This is a genomic window from Pseudomonas sp. MSSRFD41, from assembly GCF_014230245.1.
Lineage (GTDB): Bacteria > Pseudomonadota > Gammaproteobacteria > Pseudomonadales > Pseudomonadaceae > Aquipseudomonas > Aquipseudomonas piscis.
Window position 1 is genome coordinate 229,364 of sequence record NZ_JACKZK010000004.1, and the last position, 12,410, is coordinate 241,773.

The window sequence follows — 12,410 nt, forward strand, 5'->3', positions numbered from 1 at the left end:
CTATTTATAAGCTTTTAAGTTGAACCAAGGCATCGGATGTACTTTGTTGGAAAGCCACCATGTGCCAACGAAAGATAAGCATTGAGTAAGCATGAATGCCTGGGCTGCACCTACCAGTCCATTGCGCTCCACCAAGAAGAACATCAGCGGAATATTTATCAATCCAGTAATCAGGGTGATCAATGCCAGGCGCGAGTTCTTGTTTTCGAAGAACACATAGTTGGTGACCATGTAGTAGCAGCCGCCAAAGGCGAAGCCCAGTGCGATGTAGATCACCAGCTCGCTGGAGGCCTTGAACTCGCTCCCTACCAGGAAGCCCATCACCCAAGGCGCCAGCAGGCCGAAGATGATCGCCATGGCGAACAACAGCCCCATGTACAGATATGAAAAGCGCACTATGCGCGAGCGTGGCACTTCCTCCTTGCTCGAGAGACTCTTCATCAGCCATGGCGCATAGACCTTGTTGAAGGACTCGGTCACCAGGCCGATGACCTGTCCGAACTGCAAGGCCACCATGTAGAGACCTGCCTGGCTGACATCCAGCAGCCTGACGATGATCAGCCGGTCCGTGGCGACGATGAGCAATCCGCCGATGACATGTGGAATCAGCGGCACGCCGAACTTCAGGGCGTCCAGGCAATGGGCGCGCCATACCACTGGTTTTCTCAGCAGGCCGTCCTTCCAGAGCCAGCAGAATCCGATCGCGCCGAACAGGCCGATGGCAAGCGCCTGGGCCAGCACGCGGCCTTCCCACGCCATGCCGACCACCAGGATCAACAGCAATGAACCACCGGCGTTGAGCAGGCTCTGGCTGATCTGGAAGGTGCCGTATTTCACCGCCTGGCCAGCCACTTGCCACAGCGACAAGCGAATGTTGACGAGGAACTGCAAGCCCGACACCACGACAGCCACCAGCAGCCAGTCCGCAGGCAGGCCGGTGATCTGGGGGAGCCAGGGCCGCAGCCCGAGTGCGACCAGGAAGAGGGTGGCGGTACTGACGACCAGGATGCCCATGCAGGTCACCACGTACTGCGCCAATTCCTCCTTGGCCAGCTGGAAGTAGCGGACCCCGATGGCGCCATGCACGCTCAGCCCGGTGAATGCGCTGATGATGCTCAGGCAAACACCGAACATGGCGATGCTGCCATAGTCGGCCGGGCTCAGTACCCGGGTCAGAATGGGCAGGAGAAAGAATGGTATCGCCGCATTCAGGACGTTAGCCCCGAAGTAGATCGCGGTGTCGCTCACCAGTTTTCTAGTGTTGCTCATCGATTCGCGACACCGCTGGACACCAGGCCCTCAACAACTTTCAGTTGATCCTCGAGGCTCATGTACGGATGCATCGGCAGGCTCATCACCTGTTCCGCCACTTCGTCGCCCAGGGGCAGGCTGGCGCTGCTATCGGCCACCGCCGGTTGCTTGTTCAGCGGTATCGGATAGTGCACGGCGGTGGGAATGCCGAGCTGCTTGAGCCGGGCTTGCACGCTGTCCCGGTTTCCGACCCTGATGGTGTACTGCGCATAGACGCTGGTGTTGTACGGCTCGACGTAGGGCGTCGCGTCGATCCCGGCATCGTGCAACAGGCGTTCGTAGCTTTGTGCCACCTCCTGGCGCAGCAGGATCTCTTTTTCGAAAAGCTCCAGCTTGGCCAGCAGGATCGCTGCCTGCAGGGTGTCCAGCCGGCTGTTCACGCCGACCCGGATATGGTGGTAGCGACGGTCCTGGCCGTGCCGGGCGATCTGGCGCAAGACCACGGCCAGTTCGTCGTCATTGGTGAAGATCGCCCCGCCGTCGCCATAGCAACCCAGTGGCTTGCTGGGAAAGAAGCTGGTGCAGGCGATGGTGGTCAGGTTGCAGGAGCGCTTGCCCTTATAGGTGGCGCCAAAGCTCTGCGCGGCATCCTCGATCACCGGGATGCGGTACTTTGCGGCGATGCCGTTGATGGCATCGTAGTCCGCGCACTGGCCATAGAGGGATACCGGGATGATGGCCTTGGTTCGCGCAGTGATCGCGGCTTCCAGGCGCTGCGGATCGAGGTTGTAGGTACGCGGGTCGATATCCACGTAAACCGGCTTGGCGCCCAGCAAGGCCACGGTTTCCGCGGTGGCGATGTAGGTGAAGCCAGGGGTGATGACTTCATCGCCGGGAGCGACGCCCAGGGCCATCAAGGCAATCTGCAGCGCATCGGTGCCATTGGCGCAGCTGATGCAGTGCCTGGCGCCTGTCAGGTTGGCGAGTTGGGTTTCCAGTTCGGCCACTTCCGGGCCCAGGATGTACTGGCCGTGGGCGAGCACTCGCTGGATGCCTGCGTCGATGCGGTCCTTGATCAGTGCCTGTTGGCTTTTCAGGTCGATGAATTCGATCATGCTGGGCTCTGTTCCTTGCTCAATTCTGTTCCGCGCAGGCTGTAGCGGGCGCCGGTGTGCGCACATGTGGTGGTGGCGTCGCCTTCGACCGGCAGATCCAGCTGCTCGCCGAACTCGCTCATCCAGCCGATCTGCCGGGCCGGGACGCCAACCATCAGGGCGTAGGCCGGGACGTCCTTGTTGATCACGGCGCCGGCGCCGACAAAGGCGAATTCACCGATGGTCACGCCACAGACGATGGTGCAGTTGGCGCCCAGGGTCGCGCCTTTCTTTACCAGGGTGTCGCGATACTGGTCCTTGCGCTCGATCAGCGAGCGCGGGTTGTAGACATTGGTGAAGACCATGCTCGGGCCACAGAACACACCCGCCTCGAGCGTCACGTTGTCGTACACCGAGACATTGTTCTGGATCTTGCACTGGTCGCCGATCACCACCTTGTTGCCGACGAAGACGTTTTGCCCAAGCGACACCCCCTTGCCGATACGCGCGCCGCCGCAGACGTGCACGAAATGCCACACGCGGGAGCCTTCGCCAATTTGTGCGCCGTCATCGACTATGGCGCTGGGGTGGACTTGATAGGGCATGGGGACCTCAGCGAGCCAGGGAGGCGAGGAATGGATGTCCTTCACCGTCTTGCGCGGCCAGCGGCTTGGCGCAACGGATGAACTCGACGGTTTCGACGCAATGCCGCGCATCTTCTATGCCGTAGCCCTTGCCGTCCAGGATGGCTTGGTAGCTGACGGTATGCAGGTCGGTAAAACCTTCGGAGAACTCTATTTCCTGCCCATCGACGGTAATCGAGCGGTAGGTGGGTTTCTTGCCCTTGACGGCGTCAGGCAGGTCGTTCTGGTCGATCGACAGGAACCAGCGGACACGGGCGTTTTCATACTCCAGGTAGCCGGCAGCCTTGTAGGCATCGCTGTAGTGCACGACATTGCGCTGCAGCTTGCCGAAGATGAAATGCAGCATGTCGTAGAAGTGCACACCGATGTTGGTGGCCACGCCGAACGACTTGCGCAGATCGCCCTTCCAGCTCTCCATGTACCAGTTGCCGCGGGAGGTGATGTAGGTCAGTTCGACTTCATGCTTGTGGTCACGCTGCTCGTTGCGGACCTTTTCCTTGAGATCGATGATCGCCTGGTGGTGACGCAATTGCAGGATGTTCCACAGGCGCTTGCCGGTTTCGCGCTCGGTCAGGGCCAGGTCATCGAGCAGGGCGCTGGTGGGAACCAGCGGTTTCTCGCAGATGACATCGCAGCCCAGGCGCAGCGCCGCGGTGATATGCGGGTGGTGCAGGTAGTTGGGGGAGCACACCGAGACGATATCCAGCGCCGTGGCCGGATCGCGCTTCAGGCGCCAGGCGTGGTCATAGAAACGCTCGAATTCGGTGAAAAACTCACTGTGTGGAGACAGGCTGTCGATGATGCCGACCGAGTCATTGATGTCATAGGCACAAGCCAGCTCGTTACCCGTGTCCTTGATGGCTCGCATGTGGCGTGGGGCTATGTAGCCGGCTGCGCCGATCAGGGCAAAACGTTTCACTAGGACGCTCCAAATACAAGGTCCCGGACGCGCCGGGACTGGAAGAAATCAAGCCTTGACGATATGGGCTTCGGGTTGGCGGTACTTGCCGCGGCTATCGATGATCAATCGGGCACTGGCCTTGATCAGCTCGTAGTCGAACTTGTCGTGGTCGGTCGCCAGGACCACGGCGTCGAACTCGGCCAGGGTGCTGGCGGTCAGGGGCACGCTGGACAGATTGAAGTGGTGTTCGCGCATCTTCGGGAACACTGGGACATGCGGGTCGCTGTAGGCGACGATGGCGCCCTTGGCCTCCAGCAATTCCATGATCTCCACGGATGGCGATTCGCGCATATCGTCGACATTCTTCTTGTAGGCGATACCCAGCACCAGGATACGGCTGTCCTTGAGCGCACGGCGGCCATCGTTCAAGGCGTCCACCAGCTTGTTGACGACGTATTCCGGCATGGCCTGGTTGACCTCGCCGGAGAGCTCGATGAACCGTGTATGCAAGCCGTACTCGCGGGCCTTCCAGGTCAGGTAGAAAGGGTCGATCGGGATGCAGTGGCCACCCAGGCCGGGGCCCGGATAGTAGGCGGTGAAGCCGAAGGGCTTGGTCGCCGCGGCGTCCACCACCTCGAAGATATCGATGCCCATGCGATCGGCGACCACCTTCATTTCATTGACCAGGCCGATGTTGACCGCCCGATGGATGTTCTCCAGCAGCTTGGTCATCTCGGCGGCCTTGGTGGAACTGACCAGTACAACCTTGTCGATCGCCTGCTCGTACAAGGCGACGCCCACCTCGAGGCAGGCTGCAGTATGGCCGCCCACTACCTTGGGAATGGTGCGGGTCTCGAAGTCGGGGTTGCCCGGGTCCTCACGCTCCGGCGAGTAGACCAGGAAGATGTTCTGGCCGACCTTGAGGCCTCCCTCTTCAACGCGAGGCAGCAGTTCTTCCTCGGTGGTTCCTGGATAGGTGGTGCTTTCCAGCGATACCACCTGGCCGGCGCGCAGGTAAGGCTTGAGCGAGTCGGTGGTGTTGATCACGAAACTCATATCGGGTTCGCGATACTTGTTCAGTGGAGTGGGAACACAGAGGATCAAGGCATCGCATTCGCTGACACGGCTGAAGTCCACGGTCGCTTCGAAGCCGCTGGCGTGGGCCGCGGCGATCTTGCTGGCGGGAATATGCTCGATGTAGCTCCGCCCTGCATTCAGTTGGTTGACTTTGTCCTGATCGACATCAATACCCAGCACACGAAAACCGATTGCGTTGTAGCGCAACATCAACGGCAGACCGACATAACCCAGCCCGATAATACCGATCAGCGCTTCTTTGCTCTTGAACTTCTCAATGCTTGCTTGTTTGATGTCTGGCATCAATTAAAACTCCAACTGGACTTGCGTCTTAATATTTAATAAGTGCTTAACTTCAACTTTTAATAGGCTGGAAGTTTTAACTTTGAATGATTGGAAATTAATTGCTAGAACCCGGGGTGGTCTCAGGCTGGAGATACGAGGGGGGTCGGGCCTTTAGCATGTCTGACGTTTTCACAAGATCTTTCTCACCCATCCTATGGGCACGGCCCAAGCTCGCGGGGCGCCTATGCCAAGCCCCTTGCAGCGAGAGGCGGCCATCGACGATGCGATTCCATGCCTCCGGTACCCTGCATAACCCCGTTTTGCCCGAATCTAGTTCTTTGGCGGGGCATTTTACCTCTATTCGGGGAAATGTCCGATAGCCTCATTCAGGACTTCTTTGCTAACGCGTCGGATTCTTGCTTCCTGCGGGCCTTCTGCATGCTCAAGTACGGGGTTTGGCAGGGAACGGTTCCAGCTGAAAAAGCTCCAGGGAAGGGCGGTTGCGCCCTGGTCGAAAAATGATCGATGTCATGAGAGCCTTGTCGTTCAAGGGGTGTACTGGCTTTCGCCCAGGTTATCCACAAGCGATTCCACAGGGATTGGGGGTAAGCGAGCATGATCGGATGACCGCTTGATGACCCTGGTCAAAAAATAGTCGACCGCCTGGAGGCCACGTTCTGCAAGGGCTTGGATGAGTTTCACGCAGGTTGTCCACAGGCGGTTCCACAGAGAGTGGGGGTAAGCGTGGATGGCCGCGATGAATGAATCGACCCCTGGTCAAAAACTGAGCAGTGCTCTCCAGGCCTTGCAGAGAAAGGGCCGGAGCCGGTTTCCCGCAGGTTATTCACAGTCGGCTCCACAGGGATTGGGGGTAAGCGATTCACGGGAATGTGATGTTGCGAAGTTGTTGATCAAAAAACAGACGATTGGTCCTGAGCCTTGCAGGGCGAGGGCTGTAGAGGCTTTCACTCAGGTTATCCACAAGCGGCTCCACAGCCGGTGTGGGTAAGGCTGTCGGGTCAGCGACAGCCCAGCGACTCCCAGACTCTCTGGGCGCTGTGGTGCAGGATGCCGTGGCGCCGGGCCAGGGCCTGGCGGTCCTTGCTATAGCCGCCTCCGATCACTCCCACCACCGGGATATCCCGGCCCAGGCAATGGCGCATGACTCGTTCGTCGCGCTCGGCCACTCCGGCGTCGGTGAGCTTGAGGTAGCCCAGGGCGTCGTCCCGATGCACGTCGACCCCGGCGTCGTACAGCACCAGGTCCGGCCGGTACAGCGGCAGCAGATAGTTGAGGGCATCGTCCAGCACCTCCAGGTACTCGGCATCGCCCATGCCCATGGCCAGGGGAATGTCCCAGTCGCTCTGGGCCTTGCGCGCCGGGAAGTTCTTTTCGCAGTGCAGCGAGACGGTCACCGCATCGGCGGTGTGCTGCAAGATCCGCGCGGTGCCGTCGCCCTGGTGCACATCGCAATCGAAGATCAGCACCCGCCCAACGCGCCCGCTCTCCAGCAGGTAATGGCTGATCACCGCCAGGTCGTTGAAGATGCAGAACCCGGCTGGATAGTCGTAGTGGGCGTGGTGGGTGCCGCCGGCCAGGTGGCAGGCCAGGCCGTGCTCCAGCGCCTGCTCGGCGGCCAGCAGCGAGCCGCCAACTGCGCGCACGGTGCGCCGGGCCAGGGCTTCGCTCCAGGGCAGGCCCAGGCGCCGCTGGTCTTCCCGGGACAACTCACCCTGCATGTAGCGTTCGATATAGCCAGGGTCGTGGGCCAGCGCCAGGACTTCGGCCGGGCACAGCTGTGGACGCAGCAGGTCGGTATCCCGGGTCAGGCCGCTGTCCACCAGGTGGTCGCGCAACAGGCGGAACTTGTCCATGGGGAAGCGATGTTCCGGGGGGAATTCCGGGCTGTAGTCGTCGTGGTAGATCAGCGGCAATGTCATGGCATTTTCTTAGAAGGACCCGTGAAGGATCCTAACAGCGATGTAGACTTGCACCCATTAAAATGGAGGGCACCGATGGAGCCGATATTGCAACTGGAAAGCGCGCGCCTGGTGCTGCGCCAATGGCGTGACGATGATTTGCAGGCTTTTGCGGCGATGTGTGCCGATCCCCAGGTCATGCGCTACTTTCCGGCACCCTTGAGCCGCCTGGAGAGCGCTGCCTTGATCGGTCGCATACGTGGTCATTTTGCCGAGCATGGTTTTGGCACCTGGGCCCTGGAGCGCAAGGATAACGGCGCCTTCATCGGTTTTACCGGCCTGGGCGTGGTGGGTTTCGAAGCGCCTTTCACCCCGGCGGTGGAGATCGGCTGGCGCCTGGCCCGCGAGCACTGGGGCCTGGGCTATGCCAGCGAGGCGGCCTGGACGGCGTTGCGTTGCGCGTTCGAGCGCCTGGCCCTGGACGAAGTGGTAGCCTTCACCACCCGGACCAACCTGCCGTCGCAGAAAGTGATGCAGGCCATCGGCATGCAGCATGTCGTCCAGGGGGATTTCGAACATCCCAAGCTCGCCGGCGATCACCCGTTGCGCGAGCATGTGCTGTACCGCATCACCCGTGAACAATGGTTGGAAACCTTGCATGGATAGCAATCGCGCATGTTTAGATGTGCCGATGAGGTTGCTTGCCCCGAATCGATTTGACCGCCGCAGCCGAGATTGCGCGGTTTTGCTCTGTGTGAGGAGAGTCTGAATGAGTCATGTGCTGGATGATCTGGTCGATCTTTTGACCTTGGAACCCATCGAGGAAAACCTGTTTCGTGGACGCAGCCAGGACCTGGGTTTCCGCCAGCTGTTCGGTGGCCAGGTACTCGGCCAATCGCTGTCCGCCGCCAGCCAGACGGTAGAGGAGGCGCGCCACGTACACTCCATGCACGGTTACTTCCTGCGTCCCGGGGACGCCGCCTTGCCGGTGGTCTACCAGGTGGACCGGGTCCGCGATGGCGGCAGCTTCAGCACCCGGCGCGTGACGGCGATCCAGAAGGGCAATCCGATCTTCACCTGCAGCGCTTCGTTCCAGTACGACGAGCAGGGCTTCGAGCACCAGAGCGGCATGCCCCAGGTGGTCGGCCCGGAGAACCTGCCCTCGGAGCTGGAGATCGCCACCCAGCGCGCGCACCTGATTCCCGAGCACATGCGGGAAAAGCTGCTGTGCCCCAAGCCCATCGAAGTGCGCCCGGTGACCGAGAGGGACCCGTACAACCCGCAGCCGATGGATCCGGTGAAGTACGTCTGGTTCCGCGCCGACGGCACCCTGGCCGACAACCCGGCGCTGCACAAGTACCTGCTGGCCTATGCCTCGGACTTCGGCCTGCTGGTCACCTCGCTGCTGCCCCATGGCAAGTCGGTCTGGCAGAAGGATATGCAAGTGGCCAGCCTCGACCACGCCCTGTGGTTCCACGCCGACCTGCGTGCCGATGACTGGCTGCTGTATGCCATGGACAGCCCGTGGGCCGGCAATTCCCGGGGCTTCTCCCGGGGTAGCGTGTTCAACCGTGCCGGCCAGTTGGTCGCTTCGGTGACCCAGGAAGGGTTGATCCGCCATCGCAAGGATTGGGCATGAGCCTTTCGGATATCGAGCATTGGGTGTTCGACATGGACGGCACCCTGACCATCGCCGTGCATGACTTCGAAGCGATCCGCCAGGCGTTGTCGATCCCGGCCGATGAAGACATCCTCACGCACCTGGCAGCCTTGCCGGCGGACGAGTCCGCGGCCAAGCATGCCTGGCTGCTGGAACACGAGCGCGACCTGGCCCTGGGTTCGCGCCCGGCGCCGGGAGCGGTGGAGCTGGTGCGAGACCTGGCCGGGCGCGGATATCGCCTGGGCATCCTCACGCGCAATGCCCGGGAACTGGCCCACGTCACCTTGCAAGCCATCGGCCTGGCCGACTGCTTCGCCCAGGCCCATGTGCTGGGCCGCGACGAGGCCCCGCCCAAGCCCCATCCCGGTGGCCTGCTGAAGCTGGCCCAGGCCTGGGATGTAGCTCCGCAGCGCATGGTGATGGTCGGCGATTACCGCTTCGACCTGGACTGCGGCCGCGCCGCCGGTACCCGCACGGTGCTGGTCAACCTGCCGGACAACCCCTGGCCGGAACTGACCGACTGGCATGCGCAGGATTGCGCGCAGTTGCACCGCCTGTTGCGCGCTTGAGGCCGGGCGCAGTTCTACTTGAACAGCGCCGCCTGGCCCTGGGCCGAGGTGAACATCTTGTCCCCGTCATGGCCGACCCCCGGCACCTCTACCAGGCGCTGGGCCAGCCCCTGGGGATGACGCCTTAGCAGGTAGTCGAAATAGTTGTGCCCGCGCGCCAGGCGATAGGCGCCCTGGGCCTCGGCGGCGCAGCTCTGGTCCAGGGCCGGGTGCCGTGGGTCGATGTCCTGTTGTCCCAGCAGGTAGGTGATATCCCGCCCCGCATAACGCTGTTCCAGCTGTTCCGGCATTAGTCGGGCGACATAGGCCGGGCGTCGTTCCAGGCCGTATTTCCACTGGTTGAATCCGCGGCAGGCGGCTGGCCCGATGGCTACCGGGCGCCAGGCGTCGAAGTAGGCGTAGGACGAAGGATTGGCGACCACGAAGCGCAGGCCGATTCCGGCCCGCTGCAGTTCGGCAGGGTCACCGCTGGCCAGGGCGTAGCGTTGCACCACCTGGGCACCGCCCGAGTGGCCGGCGACCACCACTTCCCGCAGGTTGGGAAAGCGCTGGCGATCGCCCAGGCGCAGCAGGATGGCGTCCAGTGCCGCGTAGGAACTCAGCGGCTGGGGGGCGGTGGCGGGCTCGCCGCCCATCCAGGCGTTGCCCTGCCAGCGCAACAGGCTGCTGGGCAGGTGGTGGCGGGCAATGTCGTGCTGATTGAGAAACTGCGGGGCGATCACCAGGGTCGTGGCCTCTTGCCCGGCCAGCCTGGCGGCGTTCTCGCCGCTGTGCAGGTAGGTCTGGGCGTTGCGCAGGCGGCCATGGACGATGACCAGGGCCCGCTGTATGCCCGGCAATGGCTGGCGCCAGTCCTGGCTCAGGCCCAGGGCCAGTTCACCGGCCGGCAGTTCCAGTCGCCCGGGGCTGATGATCTTGACCCCATGCCCCGCAGCCTGGGCGCCCAGGCTGCCCAGGCACAGCAGCGCCGCGAGCAGGCGGCGCATCTACAGGCTCTTGGCGGCGAAGGTGTCGCACTGGCCGACCTGGCCCTGGCTGAAACCGGTCTTGAACCAGCGTACCCGCTGGGCCGAGGTGCCGTGGGTGAAGGAGTCCGGTACCACCCGGCCCTGGCCTTGCTGTTGCAGGCGGTCGTCGCCGATGGCGTTGGCGGCGTTCAGGGCTTCTTCCACGTCCCCGGGTTCCAGCCAGTTCAAGCGTTTTTGCGCGTGGTAGGCCCAGACGCCGGCCAGGCAGTCGGCCTGCAACTCCTGGCGTACCAGCAGGCCACCGTCGCCTTCCATCTGCCGACCCTGCTGGCGGGCCGCCTGCATCTTGGCCGAGACCCCGAGCAAGGTCTGCACGTGGTGGCCCACCTCATGGGCGATCACGTAGGCCTGGGCGAAGTCGCCAGCGGCGGAAAAGCGCTGGGCCATTTCCCGGAAGAAATCCATGTCCAGGTACACCTGGCGATCGGCTGGGCAATAGAAGGGGCCGCTGGCCGAAGTGGCGGCGCCGCAGGCGGACGTGACCCGGCCACGGAACAGGATCAGCTTGGGCGCCTGGTATTGGCGGCCGGCCTGCTGGAAGATCTGGCCCCAGGTGTCCTCGGTATCGCCGAGGATCGCGCGGACGAATTCCGCCTGTTCATCGTTGGCCGGTGGCGCCTTGCGTTCCTGGGTGGTGGCCGGGGCCGAGACCTGGCCGCCGCCCTGGCTGAGCAGTTGCCCGAGGATCTGCAGCGGGTCCTGGCCGGTGGCCCAGCCGATGCCGACGATCAGCACGATCGCCGTCAGGCTCAACCCCTTGCCCCCGCCAAAGCGCAAGCCACCGCCGCCACCACCGCCGCTGTCATCTCGCACATCCACGACGTTGTCGCTGCGCCGGCCTTTCTTCCAAAGCATGGGGGAGTCCTCGTTTCTTCTGCTGGTCAGTGTTGCTGCTGGCTGGAACCGGCGCCAGTCCGGTCGTCAGGGATTTTTGCCCACGCTACCATGGCCGATACCGGGTCGGCCGGTTGCAGACGCATTTTGGGGCTCCCTATTGAACATCGATACCCGCATCAAATTCCGTCACCTGGTGGGTTTTCTTGAAATGGCCCGCCAGGGCAGCCTGGCCCGGGCCGCCGATGTGCTGGCGGTGAGCCAGCCGGCGATGTCCAAGACCCTCAAGGAACTGGAGACTTTGCTGGACACCCGCTTGTTCGAGCGCAGCAAGGCCGGGCTCAGCCTGACCGAGGCCGGGCGGGCCTTCCTGCGCTATGCCGGCCCTTCGGTGCAGGCCCTGCGGGAAGGGGTCAGCAGCTTGCGCGGTGGCGAGCATGCCGCGCAGGCGGTGCGTATCGGCGTGCTTTCTACGGTGGAGGGCCTGTTGCTGCCGGAGGTGCTGCGGCGTTTGCACCAGCGGCATGGGGCGCTGACGCTCAGCGTGGTCACTGGCCCCAGCGCCTACCTGCTCTCGCAACTGCGGGTCGGCGACCTGGACCTGGTGGTGGGGCGCATGACCGAGAGCCCGGAGATCCAGGGCCTGAGCTTCGAGCACCTGTACAACGAGTCCATGACCCTGGTGGTGCGCCCCGGGCATCCGTTGGCCTGCGGGCTGCTCGACCGTGGGGCCGTCGGTCGTTATCCGTTGGTGCTGCCGCTGGCTGGCACCAGTATCCGCAAGCATGCCGACAGCCTGTTCGTGCAGTGCGGCATCGCCCAGTCGCCACAACGCCTGGAAACCCTGTCGCTGGCCCTGGGCCGGCGCTACACCTTGTCCAGCGATGCGCTGTGGATAGCGCCGCTGGATGCGGTGCGCCTGGACCTGGCCAGTGGCGAATTGCTGGAGCTGGACCTGGGGTTGCGCGAGCCCGGTGGCTCGGTGGGGATCTCCAGCAATGCCAGCCTGCCGTTGCCGCTGGCGGCGCAATGGGCGGTGCAGGTGTTGCGGGAGGTCGGGCTGGCCTATCGCGAGGGGCGATATCCTTAACCTTGTGGTTATGGATGAGCGCCGGCTTTTCAATAGTCCGCCGGCCTGGTTTGTTTGA

General features: G+C 62.8%; 12 protein-coding genes. 4 read left to right on the forward strand and 8 right to left on the reverse strand.

From position 1 onward, the window contains the following. The 6 genes from H7A76_RS09915 to H7A76_RS09940 all read right to left on the reverse strand — a co-directional run bounded on the left by H7A76_RS09915 (position 1) and on the right by H7A76_RS09940 (position 7,192). Positions 1-1,269: a lipopolysaccharide biosynthesis protein gene (locus tag H7A76_RS09915; RefSeq protein ID WP_185698317.1), complete on the reverse strand. Its 1,269-nt coding sequence runs from the start codon at positions 1,267-1,269 to the stop codon at positions 1-3. Then, on the reverse strand, positions 1,266-2,366 hold the full coding sequence (locus tag H7A76_RS09920; protein WP_185698318.1) for a DegT/DnrJ/EryC1/StrS aminotransferase family protein: 1,101 nt from the start codon (positions 2,364-2,366) through the stop codon (positions 1,266-1,268). The genes H7A76_RS09915 and H7A76_RS09920 overlap by 4 nt, the downstream gene beginning before the upstream one ends. After that, complete coding sequence (wbpD, locus tag H7A76_RS09925) at positions 2,363-2,950, reverse strand: UDP-2-acetamido-3-amino-2,3-dideoxy-D-glucuronate N-acetyltransferase (protein WP_185698319.1); 588 nt, start codon at positions 2,948-2,950, stop codon at positions 2,363-2,365. The genes H7A76_RS09920 and wbpD overlap by 4 nt, the downstream gene beginning before the upstream one ends. 7 nt (positions 2,951-2,957) lie before the next feature. Next, positions 2,958-3,908, reverse strand: coding sequence for a Gfo/Idh/MocA family protein (locus H7A76_RS09930; RefSeq protein ID WP_185698320.1), 951 nt, complete (start codon positions 3,906-3,908; stop codon positions 2,958-2,960). 48 nt (positions 3,909-3,956) lie between these two features. Beyond that, positions 3,957-5,270: a UDP-N-acetyl-D-glucosamine 6-dehydrogenase gene (gene wbpA, locus H7A76_RS09935; protein ID WP_185698321.1), complete on the reverse strand. Its 1,314-nt coding sequence runs from the start codon at positions 5,268-5,270 to the stop codon at positions 3,957-3,959. A gap of 1,001 nt (positions 5,271-6,271) precedes the next feature. Further along, on the reverse strand, positions 6,272-7,192 hold the full coding sequence (locus tag H7A76_RS09940; protein ID WP_185698322.1) for a histone deacetylase: 921 nt from the start codon (positions 7,190-7,192) through the stop codon (positions 6,272-6,274). 75 nt (positions 7,193-7,267) lie between these two features. On the opposite strand from H7A76_RS09940, the gene H7A76_RS09945 reads away from it, so the two are divergent. The 3 genes from H7A76_RS09945 to H7A76_RS09955 all read left to right on the forward strand — a co-directional run bounded on the left by H7A76_RS09945 (position 7,268) and on the right by H7A76_RS09955 (position 9,400). After that, the gene (locus H7A76_RS09945; protein ID WP_185698323.1) at positions 7,268-7,837 is read left to right on the forward strand and encodes a GNAT family N-acetyltransferase; all 570 of its coding nucleotides are present in this window, start codon (positions 7,268-7,270) and stop codon (positions 7,835-7,837) included. 103 nt (positions 7,838-7,940) lie between these two features. Beyond that, positions 7,941-8,810 carry an acyl-CoA thioesterase II gene (gene tesB / locus H7A76_RS09950; protein ID WP_022641150.1) on the forward strand — a complete coding sequence of 290 codons (870 nt, stop codon included), beginning with the start codon at positions 7,941-7,943 and terminating at the stop codon, positions 8,808-8,810. After that, positions 8,807-9,400, forward strand: a complete 594-nt coding sequence (locus tag H7A76_RS09955; protein WP_185698324.1) for an HAD family hydrolase — start codon at positions 8,807-8,809, stop codon at positions 9,398-9,400. The genes tesB and H7A76_RS09955 overlap by 4 nt, the downstream gene beginning before the upstream one ends. 14 nt (positions 9,401-9,414) lie before the next feature. Here H7A76_RS09955 and H7A76_RS09960 read toward each other — a convergent pair whose 3' ends face one another. Both H7A76_RS09960 and H7A76_RS09965 read right to left on the reverse strand, forming a co-directional pair. Further along, positions 9,415-10,386 (reverse strand): alpha/beta hydrolase, encoded by a 972-nt coding sequence (locus H7A76_RS09960; RefSeq protein ID WP_185698325.1) that lies wholly within the window; start codon positions 10,384-10,386, stop codon positions 9,415-9,417. After that, positions 10,387-11,283, reverse strand: coding sequence for a neutral zinc metallopeptidase (locus H7A76_RS09965; RefSeq protein ID WP_185698326.1), 897 nt, complete (start codon positions 11,281-11,283; stop codon positions 10,387-10,389). Between the two features lie 139 nt (positions 11,284-11,422). Here H7A76_RS09965 and pcaQ point away from each other — a divergent pair, with 139 nt between their 5' ends. Then, positions 11,423-12,352, forward strand: coding sequence for a pca operon transcription factor PcaQ (pcaQ, locus tag H7A76_RS09970; protein ID WP_185698327.1), 930 nt, complete (start codon positions 11,423-11,425; stop codon positions 12,350-12,352). Positions 12,353-12,410: the final 58 nt, after the last annotated feature.

What these genes read in the sequence shown, in the direction of transcription:
- tesB (WP_022641150.1), top strand. Translation starts at nt 7,941, where the DNA reads ATGAGTCATGTGCTGGATGATCTGGTCGATCTTTTGACCTTGGAACCC.
- H7A76_RS09915 (WP_185698317.1), bottom strand. Translation starts at nt 1,269, where the DNA reads ATGAGCAACACTAGAAAACTGGTGAGCGACACCGCGATCTACTTCGGG.
- H7A76_RS09945 (WP_185698323.1), top strand. Translation starts at nt 7,268, where the DNA reads ATGGAGCCGATATTGCAACTGGAAAGCGCGCGCCTGGTGCTGCGCCAA.
- H7A76_RS09940 (WP_185698322.1), bottom strand. Translation starts at nt 7,192, where the DNA reads ATGACATTGCCGCTGATCTACCACGACGACTACAGCCCGGAATTCCCC.
- H7A76_RS09920 (WP_185698318.1), bottom strand. Translation starts at nt 2,366, where the DNA reads ATGATCGAATTCATCGACCTGAAAAGCCAACAGGCACTGATCAAGGAC.
- H7A76_RS09965 (WP_185698326.1), bottom strand. Translation starts at nt 11,283, where the DNA reads ATGCTTTGGAAGAAAGGCCGGCGCAGCGACAACGTCGTGGATGTGCGA.
- H7A76_RS09955 (WP_185698324.1), top strand. Translation starts at nt 8,807, where the DNA reads ATGAGCCTTTCGGATATCGAGCATTGGGTGTTCGACATGGACGGCACC.
- wbpD (WP_185698319.1), bottom strand. Translation starts at nt 2,950, where the DNA reads ATGCCCTATCAAGTCCACCCCAGCGCCATAGTCGATGACGGCGCACAA.
- wbpA (WP_185698321.1), bottom strand. Translation starts at nt 5,270, where the DNA reads ATGCCAGACATCAAACAAGCAAGCATTGAGAAGTTCAAGAGCAAAGAA.
- H7A76_RS09960 (WP_185698325.1), bottom strand. Translation starts at nt 10,386, where the DNA reads ATGCGCCGCCTGCTCGCGGCGCTGCTGTGCCTGGGCAGCCTGGGCGCC.